The 19,038-nt window shown below is 70.1% G+C and carries 17 protein-coding genes; 7 read left to right on the forward strand and 10 right to left on the reverse strand.

The window, feature by feature from the left end; genetic code table 11:
* Positions 1 to 126 precede the first annotated feature (126 nt).
* Positions 127 to 1,131, forward strand: coding sequence for a multicopper oxidase domain-containing protein (locus LHJ74_RS09465; protein WP_260217447.1), 1,005 nt, complete (start codon positions 127 to 129; stop codon positions 1,129 to 1,131).
* A gap of 225 nt (positions 1,132 to 1,356) precedes the next feature.
* Here the strand turns inward: LHJ74_RS09465 and LHJ74_RS09470 are convergent, their stop codons facing one another.
* Complete coding sequence (locus LHJ74_RS09470; RefSeq protein WP_260217448.1) at positions 1,357 to 1,779, reverse strand: hypothetical protein; 423 nt, start codon at positions 1,777 to 1,779, stop codon at positions 1,357 to 1,359.
* A 349-nt stretch (positions 1,780 to 2,128) separates the two neighbouring features.
* Between LHJ74_RS09470 and LHJ74_RS09475 the strand changes: the two genes are divergently transcribed.
* Entirely contained in the window at positions 2,129 to 3,067 is a 939-nt protein-coding gene (locus tag LHJ74_RS09475) for a MarR family transcriptional regulator (protein ID WP_260217449.1), read from the forward strand.
* 337 nt (positions 3,068 to 3,404) lie between these two features.
* Here the strand turns inward: LHJ74_RS09475 and LHJ74_RS09480 are convergent, their stop codons facing one another.
* The 3 genes from LHJ74_RS09480 to LHJ74_RS09490 all read right to left on the reverse strand — a co-directional run bounded on the left by LHJ74_RS09480 (position 3,405) and on the right by LHJ74_RS09490 (position 6,174).
* Entirely contained in the window at positions 3,405 to 4,202 is a 798-nt protein-coding gene (locus LHJ74_RS09480) for an alpha-ketoglutarate-dependent dioxygenase AlkB family protein (protein WP_260217842.1), read from the reverse strand.
* The gene (locus LHJ74_RS09485; RefSeq protein ID WP_260217450.1) at positions 4,186 to 5,418 is read right to left on the reverse strand and encodes a hypothetical protein; all 1,233 of its coding nucleotides are present in this window, start codon (positions 5,416 to 5,418) and stop codon (positions 4,186 to 4,188) included. Before LHJ74_RS09485 ends, LHJ74_RS09480 begins: the two co-directional genes overlap by 17 nt.
* Before the next feature lie 177 nt (positions 5,419 to 5,595).
* Entirely contained in the window at positions 5,596 to 6,174 is a 579-nt protein-coding gene (locus tag LHJ74_RS09490) for a helix-turn-helix domain-containing protein (protein ID WP_260217452.1), read from the reverse strand.
* Positions 6,175 to 6,221: 47 nt separating this feature from the next.
* Here LHJ74_RS09490 and LHJ74_RS09495 point away from each other — a divergent pair, with 47 nt between their 5' ends.
* Positions 6,222 to 7,079: a class I SAM-dependent methyltransferase gene (locus tag LHJ74_RS09495; protein WP_311203276.1), complete on the forward strand. Its 858-nt coding sequence runs from the start codon at positions 6,222 to 6,224 to the stop codon at positions 7,077 to 7,079.
* 83 nt (positions 7,080 to 7,162) lie between these two features.
* A complete protein-coding gene (locus tag LHJ74_RS09500; protein WP_260217453.1) occupies positions 7,163 to 8,602 on the forward strand; it encodes an ATP-binding protein in 1,440 nt (479 codons plus the stop codon).
* A gap of 90 nt (positions 8,603 to 8,692) precedes the next feature.
* Here the strand turns inward: LHJ74_RS09500 and LHJ74_RS09505 are convergent, their stop codons facing one another.
* From LHJ74_RS09505 to LHJ74_RS09515, 3 genes are all read right to left on the reverse strand, one after another.
* Positions 8,693 to 9,937 (reverse strand): MATE family efflux transporter, encoded by a 1,245-nt coding sequence (locus LHJ74_RS09505; protein WP_260217844.1) that lies wholly within the window; start codon positions 9,935 to 9,937, stop codon positions 8,693 to 8,695.
* 198 nt (positions 9,938 to 10,135) lie between these two features.
* A complete protein-coding gene (locus LHJ74_RS09510; protein ID WP_260217454.1) occupies positions 10,136 to 11,929 on the reverse strand; it encodes a lipopolysaccharide biosynthesis protein in 1,794 nt (597 codons plus the stop codon).
* Entirely contained in the window at positions 11,926 to 13,203 is a 1,278-nt protein-coding gene (locus LHJ74_RS09515; RefSeq protein WP_375546722.1) for a glycosyltransferase family 4 protein, read from the reverse strand. Before LHJ74_RS09515 ends, LHJ74_RS09510 begins: the two co-directional genes overlap by 4 nt.
* Before the next feature lie 177 nt (positions 13,204 to 13,380).
* On the opposite strand from LHJ74_RS09515, the gene LHJ74_RS09520 reads away from it, so the two are divergent.
* Positions 13,381 to 13,860 carry an FAD synthase family protein gene (locus LHJ74_RS09520; protein WP_260217455.1) on the forward strand — a complete coding sequence of 160 codons (480 nt, stop codon included), beginning with the start codon at positions 13,381 to 13,383 and terminating at the stop codon, positions 13,858 to 13,860.
* Here the strand turns inward: LHJ74_RS09520 and LHJ74_RS09525 are convergent.
* The gene (locus LHJ74_RS09525; RefSeq protein WP_260217846.1) at positions 13,820 to 14,542 is read right to left on the reverse strand and encodes a CDP-alcohol phosphatidyltransferase family protein; all 723 of its coding nucleotides are present in this window, start codon (positions 14,540 to 14,542) and stop codon (positions 13,820 to 13,822) included. The two genes, LHJ74_RS09520 and LHJ74_RS09525, sit on opposite strands and share 41 nt — an antisense overlap.
* Positions 14,543 to 14,717: 175 nt before the next feature.
* Between LHJ74_RS09525 and LHJ74_RS09530 the strand changes: the two genes are divergently transcribed.
* A complete protein-coding gene (locus tag LHJ74_RS09530; RefSeq protein WP_260217456.1) occupies positions 14,718 to 15,686 on the forward strand; it encodes an SCO2278 family lipoprotein in 969 nt (322 codons plus the stop codon).
* A gap of 16 nt (positions 15,687 to 15,702) precedes the next feature.
* On the opposite strand, the gene LHJ74_RS09535 is transcribed toward LHJ74_RS09530, so the two are convergent.
* Positions 15,703 to 16,440: a bifunctional DNA primase/polymerase gene (locus LHJ74_RS09535; RefSeq protein WP_260217457.1), complete on the reverse strand. Its 738-nt coding sequence runs from the start codon at positions 16,438 to 16,440 to the stop codon at positions 15,703 to 15,705.
* 445 nt (positions 16,441 to 16,885) lie between these two features.
* Here LHJ74_RS09535 and ddaH point away from each other — a divergent pair, with 445 nt between their 5' ends.
* Positions 16,886 to 17,695: a dimethylargininase gene (ddaH, locus tag LHJ74_RS09540; RefSeq protein ID WP_375546703.1), complete on the forward strand. Its 810-nt coding sequence runs from the start codon at positions 16,886 to 16,888 to the stop codon at positions 17,693 to 17,695.
* An 80-nt stretch (positions 17,696 to 17,775) separates the two neighbouring features.
* Here the strand turns inward: ddaH and LHJ74_RS09545 are convergent, their stop codons facing one another.
* Positions 17,776 to 18,867 (reverse strand): small ribosomal subunit Rsm22 family protein, encoded by a 1,092-nt coding sequence (locus LHJ74_RS09545; RefSeq protein ID WP_375546704.1) that lies wholly within the window; start codon positions 18,865 to 18,867, stop codon positions 17,776 to 17,778.
* Positions 18,868 to 19,038: the final 171 nt, after the last annotated feature.

Below are 19,038 nucleotides of genomic sequence, written 5' to 3' on the forward strand. Positions count from 1 at the left end.
GGACGAAATCCATCGAACTTTGTCCTGCATGTGGATAAACGGAGAACCCGGGGCTACCGTGTGGGCCGTCCCCAGGGGTCACTCGTGGCCCGGCAATCCGCTCAGGTTCCAAAGGAGTTCGGTGAGATGAGTGAAGAGGCAGGCGCACTCGGCAGGCGGGGCTTCAACCGGCGCTTCCTCGCCGGCGGCGCAGTGGTTGCCACTTCCGGCCTGACAACGATGTCCACCGCCGAGGCCGCCCCCAAACCGGACAGTTCCGCGAAGACCGCTCGGCCGGGCGGCGAGGTCCGGCACCTCAAGATGTACGCCGAGAAGCTCCCCGACGGGCAGCTCGGCTACGGTCTGGAGAAAGGCAAGGCGTCGATTCCCGGCCCGTTGATCGAGATCGTCGAAGGCGACACCCTGCACATCGAGTTCGAGAACCTCCTCGACGTCGACGCCAGCCTCCACCCGCACGGCGTCGACTACGACATCGGCAGCGACGGCACCCGGATGAACAACAGCCACGTCGAACCGGGCGGCACCCGCACCTACACCTGGCGCACCCACAAGCCGGGCCGCCGCAAGGACGGAACCTGGCGGGCGGGCAGCGCGGGCTACTGGAACTACCACGACCATGTGGTGGGCACCGACCACGGCACCGGCGGCGTCCGGAAGGGCCTGTACGGAGGTCTGATCGTGCGACGCAAGGGCGACATCCTCCCGGACAAGACGTTCACGATCGTCTTCAACGACATGTCGATCAACAACAGGCCCGCCCATGGGGGGCCCAACTTCGAGGCGACGGTCGGCGACCGGCTCGAAGTAGTGATGATCACGCATGGCGAGTACTACCACACGTTCCACATCCATGCCCACCGTTGGGCCGACAACCGCACCGGAATCCTCACCGGCCCCGACGACCCCAGCCAGGTCATCGACAACAAGATCACCGGCCCGGGAGACTCGTTCGGCTTCCAGTTCCTCGCGGGCGAAGGGGTGGGCGCGGGCGCCTGGATGTACCACTGCCACGTCCAGAGCCACTCCGACATGGGCATGGCCGGCCTCTTCCTGATAGCCAAGAAGGACGGCACGGTCCCCGGCTACGACCCCGACCACGACCATGGCGGCGACGACCCCGGCCACCACTGATCCGGCGGCTCCCTGACGCGTGACGGCGGCCCGCCGCCGCGCGGGACGACTTCCCCCGCCCCGCGCGGCGCCGCCCGCCGTCCTCCGGGGCTGCGAGCCCGGAGAGTGCGCGTCAAGGGGGCCCGGTCCCCCGGACCGGGCCCCCTTGCTGTTGCGCACCCCACACGGCCGTGGCCAGATGTTCAGCTGCGCGCAACTGCCATCAGGACGACGTCTGTTGTGCGCTCAGCAGCCGCCGTTCGTGTGGTATTCGACGCTCGAGCTCCACCCCGTGCTGCCGTATACCTGGAAGTAGATGTGGTACTTCTCGTACACATTGCGCTGCGTGCGGGTGTACCCGTCGGCTACTGCGATCGGATACTTCCACGTGTCGTCGACGCCCTTGTAGTGGAAACGCGCACGGGCGTACTGGTTGTCGTTCACGTTGTCCCAGAGTTCCCACACGTCCCCGCAGGGCGTGAACTTCACCCCGGCGGCATTGCTGGGCGCCTGGTTCCAGTTGCGGTAGGGAGTGGCGGCTGCCGATTGCGGCGCCGTGCTGAGGACGAGACCTGCCGCCGCGGCGGCGACGGCCGCCGTCGTGAGGGCTCTCCGCCAACGGGTGCCACCCCTGCGTCCCACCTCATGCTGTGCCTCCTGAGCAGACATCTGCTCCCCCTTCTTGTGTGATCGAAACTGCCACCGGCGCTCCGGCGCCGGCCTGGCTCGATTCACGATCCGTTTCCGTGGAGCACCCCGGTGGTTGCGCCCCGGCACGCGCTTCCCCATCAAGCACGTGCCGGTGTCTCCCACGCGTAGTGACTCAGTCTTCGCGTCGGCTGAGCCGGACATCGACGTGATTCGGTCTGGGGCGAACAACGGCATTCCCGGAGAATCGCCCCGACTGTTCCGCTCGGAGTTGGGGGAACTCGTGGTCTACCGCATTCATTTCACCGTTGAAGATCTGGCCAGAACGCGAGTGGGGCAGCCCCCGCCACTGCTGGAACTGAGCGCCGCGGTGCGCAGCCTGCAGAGTCGCAGCCACCCGGTGCGCTTCGACGCATGGCGACGCGCCGCCTGCGGCAGTCTGGATCCCAGGGCGCGCATGGTCCTCGACCTGATACCGCCCGAAGGCTGGGCACCCACGTTTCTTACCTCTGCCAGTGCCGGCGGCCCGCAGGAGTTGCTGGAGCAGGTGCGTGCCACGCCACAGTCCCGGATCCGCAGGGATCTGGCCCACGCGGCGGAGCGGCAGGCGTTCCCGCCGTGGGCGCGTCGGCTGGCCGACGACTCCGGCCTGCTGCGGCAGCTCTGCGACAGCCTGGACCACGTCCACGCGGTGCTGCTGGCGCCCCACTGGGCGCACGTCACCAGCGAAGCGGCGGCAGACCGGGGGATACGGACACGGCAGGCGCTCACCGGCGGTGTGGAGCGCCTCCTCGCCTCGCTCCACCCGCGGCGGATCCGCTGGAATCCGCCCGTCCTGGAGTTCGCGATGGTCTCCGGCTTCGACGGTGACCTGTACCTCGAGGGACGCGGACTGCTGCTCGTCCCCTCGGTCTTCGGAGCCGGATCACCCGCCATCGATGTCGACGCCGAGCCGCAGCCCGTGATGAGGTACCCGGTCGGCCACGATCAGCCCGCCGGCTCGCTGCCTTTCTGCGCCTCACCCGCGCTTCCGGCCCCGCCCGGGACCCGGTCGCCACTGGCCCTTCTCCTGGGCCGGACCAGGGCCGCCGTTCTCCACACCATCGCCGAGCACCCGGGGTGCTCGACCAAGGAACTCGCCACCTTCACGAGCCTCGCGTCTCCCAGTGCCAGTGAGCACGCGACCACCCTGCGCGGTGCCGGGCTGATCAGTACCATCCGGCACCACAACACGGCACTCCACAGCCCCACCGCCCTCGGGCTCGCCCTGCTCAACACCCCGACCGCCGGTCCATCACCTGTCGGGTAGCCCCCGAGTTGGGGGCTTCTCCGGCAAGCGCCGCCACACGAAGTGGCCCCCGCCTCCTCCCACCCTTCGCGCGAGGGCGGCCTCGCCAGGGCACACCACAGATGCGTGGTGCTCTCCCGGCGCAGCGATGCCTGCCGACAACCCGCAACTGCAGGGCGTTGCCGAGGTTGTTCAAAAGCCCTCAAGGTTAAGGGCTGTCCCGTGATCCCTGGTGGATCAGCGCGCGGCGTCAGATGCGGTGCTTCGCAAGGCGGAGGGGCGTCCTCATACCGTGCGTGTCCGGGCGTTCCGACAATGCAGCGAGGTGCCGTAGCTGTCGTCGTGCGCCCGCCAGGGATCACGGGACAGCCCTTAGATCCCCTAACAGAATGGGCGGCATCAGATCGCTCTCGCTGATGGTGTATGTCAGCAGGGGGTAGATGAAGTCCGACTCATTGTTCTCACGGCGCCGTAGTCGGTAGAACTCGCGCCGCTGCTCATCGTCGGCCGACATGAGGCGCGCACCCTGCGGGAGGTATACATGTCCGTCGCGAAACCGAACGGAGGTCTTGGACGTTCGAAAGGTTACGCCCAACCATTGGTTGTCCGCCGTCTGGACGGGCGTGTCCAGTACGATTTTGTGCCTGAGCCGCCGATTCGAGTCGACGGAAAACGCGACGATACTGTTGTGGGCGAGAGGGATCTCGAGCTTCTCGCCACCGGATTCCTTTGATTCGAAGATCAGCTTCCTGGGCGGGCTCGCTTCGGGATGTTGGTAGCAGGAGAAGACGGCGATAAACGACTCGTCGGCCAGATCGAGGGCTTGGTCGGAATGGCTGCCCATGGTTGTGTAAGCGTTCGTGTAGCTCTCGATGAGAGCGCTGTTGAAGCCGACCGAAAGCGCCGCACGTTCTTGAATCTGCTGCGCCAGCCGTTCGTGCACCGCCCGGAAACGCTGCGGCGGGCTGCTGTATCGAGTGGTAGTACGTACGAGAGGCACACCACCCGCCTCGTCGCCCTTGGTAAGCGCGGCGCCTCGGCGGCCTTTTCCTACGTCTTCCAAACGAGCCGACGCAGACAGCTCCCCGAAGAGATTCTCCTCGGTTGGCAAAGCGCACGAGAGGATCTCATCCGAGATCCTAGACTCGGGGGGCAACATAGTCTCCCGTGTTCATACTGAAGAGAAATCCATCGCCGTAATCGATGAAGGACGAGGTGCTGTTCTCCTCGGCATACAGCCTGCGCAGCTCGTTCATGCCGGCCGGTGCGGGTTGCCCCAGCTCCACCAAATCTCCGGCCACTTTGAGGAACGTGTGGCCGTTCTTGTGAACGGCTTCGGCGCTCGAACAGCGCGCCACGTATCCCAGGCGGGTCGGGAGCAACTCGGCGTCCAACGTTGAGGGCCGGATTTCGTGCGTATACAGGCGGTTGGTGGACAGCGGCATGAAGAACACGGAGCCGGGGTAGAGAGTCAGGGTGAACTGCGCGGGGAGCGCGACCCCGTCGCGTTCTTCGGTCGGCTCCTTGAGGCGAAAGTGGAGTCTGGTCAGCCCGCTGGCACCCTTCACGCCGTGGTCGAAGGCGTCTTCGGCCAGGGGCTGCAGCCTGTCGAGCCGGTCATAGAAGGTGCAGAAGGCCATGATGCCATTGACGGGCATGTCCTTGGTCTTGTCGGCATGGGCCGAGATCTTGGCCTTGGACTGCTTGCGCTCGGCCGTGGCAAGGGTGTTGTGGTAGATCTGAGCGAGGACGTGATTTAGCGGTGCCTGGTTCCGGAAGACGGCGGCGGCCTCGCGGTTCAGATCCTCGACGATGCGCGTGTCGGTCGGGCGAAAACTCTCGGTCGGCCCCGAGAGATTCGTGGAGCACCGGAGCAGGTGGAAATTTAGTTCATCACCGTTTCGTGTGACGGGCGTCAGATAGATTCCACTGCGATGGGCCGTTCCAGGCTTGGTGGACTCCGTCAGGGACTGGAACTCGTGCTCCGCACGGATCCGTTGGAAGTGATCGGCGCCGAGTCCGAAAAAGCGGCGATAGTACACGCCGACGCCGTGTACGCGGATGGGGACTCGGCCGAGGCCGACGAGGGTCCAAGATTTGCCGACGTCCTCGTGGTAACCGTGTGATAGCTCCCGGATAACGAATACCCGGGCAGCCGCATGCAGTTGGCGGCCGCTGATCCCGGATATATCGCCACACAGGTAGACGGTCTTCTGCACGAGGCTGGGAGAACCAGAAGCAAGGTCCTCCGGCGTGATTGTGGACCCGAAGAAGTCCCTGATCAAGTCATTATCTTGCAACATCGAAGGCGCAACCAAAATGTTGCTCGCATCCTCGATGCAGGCTTCTGCTGGCTCTGTTGTGTACGTCAAACGGTACCTGCCATTCACAGATCTTGATGGATTGCTCAAAACCGTGGACATGGCAACGGCCCGCACTCTTTCGTTTGCGTTGCGAAGCGCAAACGAAAGGATACGGACCATTGAACCTTGATGCTCTCACGGGGCTCGACAGCGGGCAACGGGTTCTGCTGTACGGGCGGGGTGCGGTCAGGGGGGAGGGTGGAGGTGGGTGCGCTGGCCGTCGTTGTCGAAGATGGCCAGGATCTCCGCAGGGCCGCCGTGGGCCCTCATGGCGTGGGGGGTCATGGTGGAGAACTGTGCCGCCTGGCCGGTCTCGACGAGCACGCGCCGCTCTCCGAGCAGCAGGAGGACGGTCCCCGACAGGACGGTGAACCAGTCCTTGCCCGGGTGGACCCCCAGCTCGTCGGTTCCGCGCGGATCAGCCTGCTGAGTGAGGCGGATCTTGGCGACGGTCATGCCCTGCGGTCCACCCTCGCCGCTCAGCAGCCAGGTGGTCAGGCCGCGCTCCTGGTCCCGATGCGGCCTGATCACCACGTCGTCGTCATCGGCCGACTCCACCAGCTGGTCCAGGGAGGTGCCGAGGGCGCGGGCGAGCGCGGTCAGCTGGTCCAGGCTGAGCCGCCGGTGGCCCGTCTCTATGCGGCTCAGGGTGGACGGGCTCAGATAGCAGCGTGCGGCCAGGTCATCGAGTGACCAGCCACGGGCCAGCCGCAGCCCCTTGATGCGCTGGCGCACGACACTGTCCACATCGCCTTCTTGCGTCATACGCAAGACCTTATGCCATCACCGCAAACCGCCAGTACGGTCGGAGTATGACGAACCAGGAACACCACCCGCACCACGCGGCGGCCGCGCCGAGCGAAGCAGCCATGGCCGAGGTTCTGGACCTCGACGCCGAGGTACTGCACACATACCAGGCGGACGTGACCGCCTGGCTCGCCGACCTTTCCGACGGCAGCCCGCCCCGACGGATTCTCGATCTGGGCAGCGGGACCGGCACGGGCACCTTCGCTCTGCTGGAGCGTTTCCCGGAGGCCCACGCGACCGCGCTGGACGTTTCCCCCCAGATGCTGCACCGCCTGCGGGACGGCGCCTGCGCGCGCGGCCTGGACGAACGGGTCCACACCGTCCTGGCGGACCTGGATGCACCATGGCCCTCCCTGGACCCCGCCGACCTGGCATGGGCGGCCTCGTCCCTGCACCACATGGCAGATCCGGACCACATCCTCACCGAGGCGTTCAGGACGCTGCGCCCCGGCGGGCTCCTGGCCATCGCCGAGATGGACTTCTTCCCCCGGTTTCTGTCCGATCACCTCGGCCTGGGCCGCCCCGGACTCGAAGCACGCGTCCACGCCGCCCTGAACGAGGATCACGGCGGTGACCTGAACCCGGCGCTGCTGGATGCCGGATTCACCCTGGAGACGAAGCGTCCCTTCGTCATCGACTTGCAGCACCCCCTCCCGGCGGCCACCGGCCGCTACGCCCAGGCGTGCCTGCGGCGTCTGCGCGCGCACCTCGACGGCCTGATGGACGGCGAGGACCTGGCCACGCTCGACACCCTCATCGACAGCGACGGCCCCGACGGCGTCCTGCGACGCCAGGACCTCACCGTCCGCACGACCCGGACCGTCTGGGTGGCCAAGCGGCCACAACAACGCCCGTCGCAGTGACCTCAAGCCTCGCCAGAAGCGGTAAAGTAAGATGCAATCTACGTAAGAATTTATCTACGTAAGCTGTGATCGAGGAGAGTAGCGTGGAGTTTCAGGGCCGCACTGGAGACCTCACGGTGCTGGCTGAGCAGTATCGCGCGGTCGCAGCAGGCGAGGGTGCCACGCGGGGGCGGGCGGTCACGGTGACAGGGCGACGGCGAGTGGGGAAGTCTCGGCTGGTCCAGGAGTTCTGTGATCGTTCGGGGGCGCCGTACGTGGTGTTCCAGGCCACCCGGGGACGTAGCCCGGTCACGGAGCGTGCTGACTTCATCGCGGCGATGGCGCAGTCGGCCCTGCCCGGGGCGGCGCTGGTCGCGGGTCTCCAGGCGCAGGACTGGAATCAGGCCCTGCGCTCACTGGCGCTCGCAGTCCCCGATGACTCACCCAGCATCGCGGTGATCGACGAGGTGCCCTGGCTGGTGGAGCAGGATCAGGAATTCGAGGGCGCACTCCAGACCGTCTGGGACCGTCATCTGTCGCCCAAGCCGGTGCTTCTGTTGCTGGTCGGCAGCGACATGCCGGTGATGGAGGCGTTGCAGTCGTACGGACGCCCCTTCTTCGGGAGGGCGGCGAGAATGACCGTCCAGCCTTTGCATCTCGCAGACGTGCAGGCCATGACCGAGCTCGGTGCCGCAGACGCAGTGGATGCCCAGCTGATCACCGGCGGGTTCCCGGAGATCGTGCAGTCGTGGCGGCCCGGGATGAGCCGGACGGACTTCCTGCGGGCCTCCTTCGCGAATCCCCTGTCCCCACTGCTGATGGCCGGTCAGCTGTCCCTGCTGGGGGAATTCCCCGAAACGTCGCATTCGCGGGCTGTGCTGGAATCAACCGGCAGCGGTGAGCGTACGTTCAGCACAATCGCCGCCCGGGCGGGTGGCAGCAGCGCGCTGCCGTCCGGCACGCTGTCCCCGCTGCTGACCATGTTGCAGGCGAAACGCGTCCTGGCTGCCGACCTACCGCTCTCCACCAAGCCGGACAGCAAGAACAAGCGCTACCGGATCGCCGACCCGTATCTGAGGTTCTGGCTGGCGTTCCTCCAACGCGGGATCCCGCTCATCGAGCGCGGCCGGGGCGATCTTGCGCTGGAACGCATCGAGCGGTCCTGGACGGCGTGGCGTGGCCGCGCGGTCGAGCCACTGATCCGCGAGTCCCTGCTGCGGCTGCTGCCCGATGACGAGTGGCCCGGGACCGAGGCAGTCGGAGGTTGGTGGAACCGCCAGAACAACCCCGAGATCGACCTGATCGGTGCGGACCGCGAACCGGTGGCCCGGCAGGTCCACTTCGTCGGATCGGTCAAGTGGCTGGAGAACCACGCCTTCGGCCGTCATGAGTACGACGCCCTGGTGCGCGACATGCTCGCCGTCCCCGGTGCCACACCCGAGACGCCACTGGTCGCGGTCTCCCGTTGCGGGGTGGCCGACGACCTGCCGCTGGCCGCGCGCTGGGGCCCGGAAGATCTCCTCCGCGCCTGGCAACCCCTATAAGGGCGTGGCGATCTTCGCCGGTCGATGCTGTGGACATGATTTCGTCCTCACCATGTCAGTTCCGTCGACGGATGAAGATCAACCGGACAATCAACAGGCGCGGTCCGTAGTGCGGAGCACACTGCGGACGCGGAGCCAGGTGGCTGCCGCCTTGCAGGCGGAGCCGAGGCAGAGGCCCCAGGCCGCGCCCAGTACGCCGCCCCAGGCGTAGCCCACCAGCAGGGCGCAGACGGAGAGCGCGGAGAAGACCAGCTGGAGGGGGAGCGTGGTGCGGGGGCGCAGCACGCGGAGGGTGAGGAGGCCGCAGGTGCCCAGGGCCATCACCGCGTACTGGCTGCCGGTGGCGGGCAGCAGGGCGGAGGCCGCCGTCCAGGTGTCACCCAGCAGCATGCGGCCGAAGCGGTCCGGGAGCAGGATGAGTACGGTCGCCCACAGGGCGGCGACGGCGGCCAGCACGCCGCCTGCCACCGCGGCGGTGCGGGCCGTACGGCGGTGGTCGCCGCCGCGGCGGTTCAGCAGCGGCGGGCCGAAGCCGGTCGCGGCGTTGTAGAGCACGTTCATCGGGCCGAACAGCGTGGTCGCGCCGCGCAGCGCGCCGACCGCCAGCGGGGTGGCCCACAAACCCAGTCCGATGACGGCGAGTTGGGTCCCGGCGTTGCCGACGGCGAACTCGACCGCGAAGCGTCCCCCGAGGTGCCCCCGGCGCAGGTAGCGCCGCGTCCCCGGCAGCGCGCCGCCCGACTGCGCGCGGCAGCCGCCCCGTACCAGCGGTGCCAGGAGGGCCAGCCCGAGGGCCAGGGCGGGCAGCGCCGACACGCCCCAGACCAGCACCAGCCGGTCCGCGCCCGCGCCGTGCGGCTGCACTGCCAGCAACGGCAGGGCGGCGGCGAGCCGCAGCAGGTCGGACGCGAGGGCCCGGTGCGGCGCACCGAGGGTGGAGAAGGCGTAGCGCAGGCAGTCCTGGGTGAGTACCAGGGGCAGTACGGCGGCCAGCGCCGCCAGCCCCGGGGCGAGTTCGCCGCGCAGTCCGGTGGTGAGCCACAGGGGCAGGAGAGCGAGGGCGCCCAGAGCGGAGGACGCGCAGCCGGTGAAGGCGACGGCGGACCGGCAGGCGGCGCGCACCTGCTGCGGCTCGCCTCGCTCCAGCACCAGCGCCTGGCCGACGTACGCCACGAACAGTCCGAGTGCCAGCGCGAAGACGGTGTAGACGACGGAGAAGACGGCGAACCCGGCGGCGGTGGACTGCCGGGCGGCGACCACCAGCACCGCGATGTTGGTGAGCGCCGCCACCCCCTGGTCCGCGACGGAGCAGAGCACGGCGGTGCGCGCCCGCAGCGGGGTCGGATCGGCTGGTGCCGCTTCAGGCATGGTTTGCCCCATAGCGAGGCGTCCTGGTGCGGTCAGGCGCAAGGCGCCTGACCGGCCTCGTAGTGGGCCTGCTCGGCCGATCGGGCAACGCGGCGCATGGCCGTGCCAGGGCGGCGAGGGGGGTGAACCTTGCCTGACGCGGCACCGGCTCGTGGAGCTGCGCGGTCACGGGCGCGGGGTGGGCTCTTCGAGGTCGGCGGGGTCGACGATGCGCAGTCCGACGGTCTCGGAGCCGATGTCGCGGTGCGGTACCGGCGCGCGGTCCCATCCCGGTGGGCGCCCGCCGGCCGGCTCGTCGGCTGCCGGAGGCGGTTCGGAGCCGCGCTGGGAGCGCTTGGAGCCTTTGCGGCCCTTGCCGCCGCTGTCCTTGGCCTCCGCGTTGCCGTGGGAGTGGAGCACCGCGCCGAGCAGCACGCCCCCGGCGCCGACGATCAGTTCTCTTATACGGCTGAGGTCGTCCCGCCGTACGTCGCTGGGGTCGCAGACGACGAGCACGCCGTCGACCCGGTCGGTCAGCGCGATGGCGTCGGCGTAGGAGAGGACCGCGGGGGCGAGGACGACGACCACCGCGTTGCGGGCGTCGGCCTGGCTTATCAGCTGCGTCGCGGCCGAAGAGGTCAGCGCACGCGGCACGTTGCGCACCCGGCGGCCGGGGACGAGGTCGAAGACACCGGACTCGCCGGCGTCGATGGGCACCCGCCGCCCCGTGGGCCAGCCTCCGGTGCCCTGCTCGGGCGCCCGCGCCCAGCCGGGCCGTACACCGTCCGCGTGGTGCAACTGCTCGGTCAGGGTGGGGGTGCGCAGGTCGGCCTCGATCAGCAGCACGTCCTTGCCCATCTCGGCGAAGGAGGCGGAGAGGTTGACGGAGGCGGCCAGTGCCGTCTCGATGGTGCCGCGCGGGGCGACGACCAGCAGCCTGCGGCGCTGGGCGAACTGTTCGTCGTAGGCGAGCCGGAAGGCGACGGACCGGTACTCCTCGGCGAGCCGCCCCTCCGCGAGCAGCACGCCCGGGTGTCCGCGCCTGCCGCGGGGCAGTGTGCCCAGCACGGGTGCGCGCAGTGCGCGTACGACGTCGCCGGAGGAGCGGACCGTCGGGTCGAAGACCAGGCGGACCCAGGCGGCGAGCAGTCCGATGCCGATGCCGACGGCGGCGCCGAGTCCGAGCAGCAGGGCCAGGCCCGGTCCGGTGGGTGAGGCGGGCGGGGTGGCGGCGGAGACGACGGTGCCGGGTGTGGTGTCGAGCGCTTCGAGCTTGCTGATGTTGCTGTCGATGTCGGCGATGCGGCCGAGGAGGGAGGAGTGGGAGGAGACGGAGGCGTCCAGGACGCGTCCGTCGGGCAGTTCCCTGATCTCGGCGGCCAGCCGGTTCCGTTCCTCGACCAGCGGTGCCCGCTGCTCCTCGTAGGCGACGACAGTGTTGACGATGAGCCGGTCGGTGTCCTTCTGCCGGTGGTCCAGGTATGCCTGGGCGAAGGCGTTGGCCCGCTTGGCCGCCGTTTTCGGTGTGCCGGCGGTGTAGGCGAAGCGCAGCACCACGGTGTTCGGCGGATTGGTGACCTGGAGGTCGCGGGAGAGGGGGACGGCGCGGGTCGGGACGCCCAGTTCCTTGGCGGCGCGTTCGGCGACGACGCGGCTGAGCGCGGTGCGGCGTTCCGATCCCATGCTGATCTCGGCCCTGGAGCCGCCGGAGTCGCCGAGGGGGTCGGCGGTCGTCGCCCGCAGGGTGACCTCGGTGGAGGCGGCGTAGGAGTCGCCGCCGGAGACGCCGAGCCAGCCGCCGCCGAGCAGACCCGTCAGCAGCCCCAGGACGATGAGCGTCCGGTAGCGCAGCAGTTGCCGGAACTGCTCGCGCAGCAGGTCCGGTTCCTCGTACGCGGAGGAGGTCCGGCCGTCCTCGCGCGTGCCGCTCCCGGTGCCGGGCCCGGCTCCGGCGCCTCCTCCACTTCCGCCGTCCCTCATGCTGTGGCCCCCCTCTGCCCGGTGTGCTCCGCCAGTGCCTCGTCCAGCAGTCCGGTGATCCGCGCGAGCCCGGCCCGGCGGCCGAGACGGGACTCCGCGTAGGCGGGCCCCCGGGCCCCCAGGGCGTCGGCGGCGGCCGGGTCGGCGGACAGCGCGCGGATCGCGCCGGCCAGTGCCGACGGGTCCTCCGGTGCCACGAGTCTGCCCGCACCGGAGCGCCGTATCTCCTGCGCGGTGCCGCCGCTCTCGGCGACGGCGGCGACGACGGGACGGCCCGCCGCGAAATAGGAGGTGAGCTTGGAGGGCACGCTCATGTCGAGTACGGCGGCGCGCTGGGTGACGGCCAACACGTCGGCGGCGGCGAGGACATCGGGGAAGTCGGCCTCGTCGGCGGGGGGCAGGAACTGCACGTTGGCGAGCCCGGCGGCGAGCGTGCGCAGCCTGCGGTGCTGGTTGCCGTCACCCATGAGCACGATGCGCAGTCCCGGGTCGAGCCTGGCGGTCTCGATCAGCACGTCGAGCCCCTGTTTGAGGCCCATGTTGCCGGAGTGCAGGACGACGGTGCGGTCCCCGGTCCAGCCGAGGCGCTGGCGGGTCTGCGCGCGTGGGGCCGAAGGGGCGGCGACATGCGACCAGTTGGGCACCAGTCTGACCCGCTCGCTCGGTACGCCCATGGCGGCGACCTTGTCGACGAAGCTCTCGTGGATGACTCCGACCAGGGTGGCGGCGCGCAGCACCCGGCGCTCGACCGCCGCGGCGGCGTGGGCGGCACGGTCGCCGCCCCGGATTCCGCTCTGGGCTGCGGCGGCGCCCATCAAGTCCTGGACGACGGGCACGAAGGGCACCCGGTGGCGCCGGGCGAGCCGGGCGGCGAGCACGCCGCCCGCGAGACTGGGCAGTTGGGCCACCACGGCGTGCGGCGGGCCGCCGGTGCGGGGCGGTACCAGGAGGCCGTGCCCGAGAATTGACGCCTCGTAGAGCGCGCGGCGCAGTGCGGTCTGCCGGGGCGGAACGGTGTGCCGTCTGCGGTGCACCCGTACGCCGGCGCGCAGTTCGGCCGTCCGCCAGTTGCCCCGGTAGGCGGGGTCGACGCGCCAGGAGGGATAGTGCGGCATGCCGGTGAGGACATGCATCTCGGTCTCCGGGTCGGCCGCCCAGTGTTCGGCGATCTGAGTCGCGTACGGGCCGATTCCGGCCTGCTCCGGTGCGTAGTTCGTGGAAACCAGCAGTAATCGCCGTACCGGCAGCGCACCCACGCGCGGTCCCCCCTCAATATCCCCCGATGGCGCACCTTACGTCCTGGTGCAGGATAGTGAGTGGTTACCGGCACATCGTCCACACAAGCTACCCCCATCCTCTCCGGGTTGTGGTTGGATCGGCGCCATCTGCGGCGTCGGCCGGGCCGGGGCCGGGGTCCACCGTGTTCGCCGAGTTCCGTGGGGGGATCGCGAATGAGTCAGACCGTGGGTTACGCGCCGGGGGCGTACGACCTCTTCCATGTGGGGCATCTGAATCTGCTGCGCCACGCCCGCGACCGGTGCGACTACCTGGTCGCCGGTGTGGTGTCCGATGAGATGGCGGCCCGCGCCAAGGGGCGTCAGCCGGTGGTACCGCTGGTGGAGCGGCTGGAGATCGTGCGCAGCATCCGCTTCGTGGACGCCGCGTTCGTGGAGACAGTGCCGGACAAGCTGGACACCTGGCAGCAGATACGTTTCGACCTGCTCTTCAAGGGCGACGACTGGCGCGGGACGGCCAAGGGCGACCGATTAGAGGCGGATTTCCGCACCGTCGGTGTGGAGATCGTCTACTTCCCGTACACCATGCACACCTCCAGCACCCAGCTGCGGCGCGCGCTGGACGCGCTGGACGGACGCACGGCGGCGTCGCGCGTCAGCCCGCGTTCGGGGCGGACAGCTCCCGGAACCACTTGACCAGGAAGGCGACGAGGAACAGCGCGTGGGCGGCGAAGAAGGCCGCGTAGCCGCCGAGGAAGGCCCGCTCGCTGCCCAGCAGCAGGAAGACGGCACAGAAGACGCCGTAGTCGACGGGCAGCAGGGCGACGGCGCGGAGCCGGGACGGCGGCGGTACGGCGGGCCGGGTCGGCGGCGCGGCAGCGCCCTGCCCCGCCGGCCCGCGCGGCTTCAGCTTGTCGGTGAGCAGACCGCCGAAGAAGATCAGCACCGCGGCGAACTGGAACGCGAGCGGCAGCAGCAGCCAGCCGGAGGAGGGCAGTTCGAAGAACCGGTGGAAGGAGACGAGCACCGCCGCGTGCAACGCGGTGATCTTGGCGCAGTCCACCACATGGTCCAGCCACTCCCCCGCCGCGCTGCTCTCGCCGCGCAGCCGGGCCAGTTGCCCGTCCGCGGAGTCGAAGGCGAAACCGACGGCGAGCGCGGCCCACACGCCCAGGGCGAGCGGCCAGGACGGGGAGAAGAGGGCGAGCGCGGCGATTCCGGCGAAGCTGCACACCGCGCTGATCAGCGTTACCTGGTTCGGGGTGAGCCGCAGCGGATAGGCACCCGCCGCCAGCACACGACCGGCGGGCCGGTTGAGATGGCGCGAGTAGAGCGACACTCCCTTCGCCGTCTTCTGCGCCCCGCGCAGTTCACGCATCGCCGTGCGGAACTGCCGCCGGTATTCCCCCCGGTGCGTCACCGAATCCCCCTGACATCCACCCCGATCCGCCGCATGATCCCATACCGCCCCGCCTCGCCGGGTCCCGCCCTTCGCGGGCTTCCGGGCAGCGGTAGGGTTTCGAAGCCTGGAATGCCTTGTGGGAGGACGCAGGATGAGAGCCCGGTTGCTGACGGCGACGACCCTCGCGACGGTGCTGGCCACGACGCTGTCGGGGTGCCTCACCGTGCACGGCGAGACGGCCGTGGTCCCCGCCGTCGGCAAGTCCGAGGCGAAGAAGGTCCTCGAGAAGTTCGCCAAGACGCACAACAAGTCGAACAAGAACCAGGACGCGAAGCTCAACGCCACCATCGAGGGGGGTGCGCTCGGCGCGATCGACCAGGCGGGTCTGAAGGCCCGCAGGGAGGTCGACGGGGCGGAGAACAAGGACTTCAAGCCGCTCGAGCTGACCGACCCGCGCTTCCTCATACCCCAGCAGGCGGGCTGGCCGAAGTCCTTCGTCGCCGACACCGAGAGCAACCTCAGCCGCGGCGGACGCTGGCTGCTGGTCTTCCAGCGCAACAGCGTCGACGCGGACTGGAAGGCGACCTATCTCGGGGTGGTCCCGGACGGTGACATGCCGAAGTTCGCCACCGACGAGGACGGTTACGCCGAGGAGGTGCCGGACACCTCCGGCTCGAAGCTGGCGGTCCCGCCCAGCAAGCTCAGCGCAGAGTACGTGCGCTACCTACAGGAGGGCGAGGGCGACTTCGCGCCCGGCCCGCACACCGACGCATGGCGCGACCAGCGGGAGAAGGCGGCGAAGCAGTCGGGCGTCCGCAGCGAGTGGGCCGATCTCGCCGCCAAGCCGCCGCAGTTCGCACCCTTCGGGCTGCGGACCGAGGGCGGCGGCGCGCTCGTCTTCTTCGCCTCGCACCACCAGAAGAAGCAGACAGTCGCCAAGGGGTACTCACCCAATGTCAAGGACCCGTACGTCAAGGCGCTGATGACCGGGACGCCGAAGCAGTCGATCACCTATGTGCGGGTCTCGGGGCAGGCGGTGACGGTGCCCACCGCGAAGGAGGGCGGCGACGTCGCCTTCGTCAGCCGGATCACCGGTCTGATCAGCGCCCGCGGCGAGTGAGCCGGCTGGCGCGGCCCTAGCGGGCGGGCCAGGGAGCCACGGTGTCCTGGTCCGGCTGCTCCCCCGCGTACACCGCGCAGGCATCCGTCAGGGGCTCCAGCAAGGTCAGCGGCTCGGGCAGTACGGCGCCCGGCACCGGCGGCCGTACCCAGCGCACCAGCGCCTCCGGCGCGTCGCCCGGCAGCCTCGCGGGCGGGACGAGTACATAGCTGCCCCGGCAGTGCCAGCGCAGCCCCGGATGCTCGTCCATCGTCTCCGGGTGGCAGTCCAGCTCACACGGCCACCACTCGTCCTCGTCCTCCGGCGTGCCCCGGGTGGCGGTGAAGAAGAGCATCCGGTCGCCGCCGGAGACGGCGACCGGCCCCGTGCCGGTGCCCTCGTCGTCGAACCGCTCCAGCGCCATCCGCCCGGCCGGAACCGGTACGTCCAGTACGTCGTGGGTGCGGCCCGTGGCGGTGATGAAGTTGGCCTCGGGCTGGCCCTGTGCCCAGCGCGCGATCTGTTCGGGGTCGGTCGTCGCCTGGGTCTGCCAGGCGAAGGAGACCGGGTGCCGTCCGGGGGTCGGACAGCCGATGCGGACGCAGGAGCAGCCGTACCCCTCCGGATACGCGGCGGGTGCCAGGGGGAACCCCGCTCCGGCCGCCGTCAGCAGCAGATCCTCGCGGGCCTGCAGGTCGCCCGCCGTGGCACCGCCGCTCGCACCGCTGCCGCCGCGCCGCCGCAGCCACCGGGAGAGTCTGCCCTCGCGTTCCATCTACCGCCTCACTCTCGCGACCGGGACCGTGAATCCTGATCCCCGGAGGCGGATCCCTCGCCCCCGGATATGTCGAGGGTACGCAGCGAGGCGGCAGTGCAGGACCGAATCCGGGTCACGATCAGCGATCACGGGCAATGATCACTCTCGGCGCTCGGGCTCGCGGGCGGCTCCCGCCGGTCGTGATCTCGTCCCCGGCGGGCCCCGGTCTCCGGTTGTGATCGGTCCTGACCGGTCCTGATCTCCGGTCGCCGACCCGGGACCAGGCCGGTTCCCGCCCGCTCGCAGCTCGCCTCTCGTTCACCTTCCTCTTCTTCGCACGTCAGCCGCGCGGCGGCGTGCGAAGCGAGACGCTGGCCTTCTTTCCGTCCGAATCCCGGCGAACGGGCTCCGCACAGTGGACTATGGCCACGACAGTGCACGGCGACCCCGTGAGGAGCTCTCGTTGTTCAGTGCCCGCCGCTATCTGATGTGCCCACCCGAGCACTTCCGTGTGACGTATTCCATCAACCCCTGGATGGACCCCGGCAAACCCGTGGATCTTCCGCTGGCGATCGCACAGTGGGAACATCTGCGCGACCGCTATCTCGAGCTCGGCCATACGGTCGAGGTGCTGGAGCCGCAACCGGACCTGCCGGACATGGTGTACGCGGCGAACGGTGCGACCGTCGTCGACGGCCGGGTGCTCGGCGCGCGCTTCGCACATCCGGAACGCGCCGGTGAGGCGGTCGCCCACCGGGACTGGTACCTCTCGCACGGCTTCGCGGACGTGCGGGAGCCGGAGCACATCAACGAGGGCGAGGGCGACTTCGCGATCACCGCCTCCTGGCTGCTGGCGGGGCGCGGCTTCCGCAGCAGCCCGCTCTCGCACGGCGAGGTCCAGGAGTTCTTCGGCCGCCCGGTGATCGGCCTGGACCTTGTCGACCCGCGCTACTACCACCTCGACACGGCGCTGTGCGTGCTGGACGACGCGGTGGACGGCGCGGTCATGTACTACCCGGAGGCGTTCTCGCCGGGCAGCCGGGCCGTACTCGCCCGGCTGTTCCCGGACGCGATCGTCGCCGACGCGGCGGACGCGCGGGCGTTCGGCATGAACTCGGTGAGCGACGGCCACCATGTGCTGGTGCCGCAAGCGGCACAGGGCCTGTTCGAACCACTCCGGAAACGGGGGTTCGAACCGGTCGGTGTCGACCTGGGCGAACTGCTGAAGGGGGGCGGCAGCGTGAAGTGCTGCACGGCGGAACTGCGGTCCTGAGCGACCCGGCGCCCTAGTCCGGGCCCCTGGCACGGTCCGGCACGGCCCCAGCCCGGTCCCCGGAAGCTCCGGGGGCCGGGTCAGGGCTCGTCCGGGCCCTGCTCCGGCGGCCAGACGCCGCCCCACGCGGCCTCGCGGGCCTCGCGGTACAGCGCGCCGTGCCGCTTGCTGACGGTGGTACGGCCCATCACCTCGCCGGCGCCGCAGAGATCCAGCAGCACCTGCCCCTTGCGCAGCTGCGGTTTGCGTACGATGCGCGCCCCGGCGGGCGTGCCGTTCACCGCGCCGGGGCGCATCGCCGCGACATAGCTGAACTTCTCGTCCTCGTAGGGCAGCGAGCCGCCCTTCACCTGCCGGTGCAGCGAGGAGCGGCTGACCCGGGCGGCGAAGTGGCACCAGTCCTCGCCGGGGGTGAGGGGGCAGGCGGCGCTGTGCGGGCAGGGTGCCAGCACCGTCAGTCCGGCGTCGACCAGCAGGTCACGGGCCTCCCGGACGCGCAGATAGCCGTCCGGTGTGCCGGGCTCGACGACCACCACGGCGCGCCCCGCCCGGGCGGCGGCGGCCACGGTCTCCCGCCGGTCCTCGGCGGTCAGCTCCCCCAGCACGTACGAGACGGTGACCAGCTCCACGGGGGGCGCGGGTGCGGGCGTGCGCTCCGTCCGGGCCGCAGCGGCGAGCGCCGTCGCGGACAGCTTCCCGGTCTCCCACCGCGCGGCGCGCAGCGAGGCGGACGCGGAGCCGCCCGCCAGTTCGCGCCCGAGCGCCAGCGCGGGCTGCGCCCAGTCGAGCACGGTGGTCCGCCGGACCGGCAAGACCTCGCCGGAATCCGCGCCCGGGCCGTCGCCCCACACCAGGGAAGCCGCCCAGACGGCCGCGCCCGTACCGCCGCCGACGTCCAGATGGGAGGCGGGCGACCAGTGCGGCGCGCGGTCCGCGAAGGCGGTCAGCGCCGAGACCACCGCCTCGAAGGTGGCGGGCATCCGGTACGCCGCGTACGCCACGACGTCGGCGTGGTCCCGCAGCACGGGGGTGTGGGTCGGCGTGGTCCCCCGGTAGTGGGCGATCAGACGGTCCACCGCGGTGGACGCCTGCCGCGCGGGCAGCCCGTCGACGAGCCCGGCCAGCGCGACGCGCAGCTGCTCTTCGACCGGTGGGGAGCTGATGTCGTGCACCAGTGCAGTCTAGTGCGCGTCAGGTGGTCCGCCCCGCTCGCCGCCCTGGCCCTGACGGCAGGGCGCCTGCCCCTCCCTCCCGCCCCACCCGGTCGTTCACCTGGCCCGACACGGCACGGGGGCGGTGACCGGGAGGGTTGCCGGGGAGTTCGCGCCGGACGGTGCGGCGAC

The sequence above is a fragment of the Streptomyces gossypii genome, from assembly GCF_025165795.1.
Lineage (GTDB): Bacteria > Actinomycetota > Actinomycetes > Streptomycetales > Streptomycetaceae > Streptomyces > Streptomyces gossypii.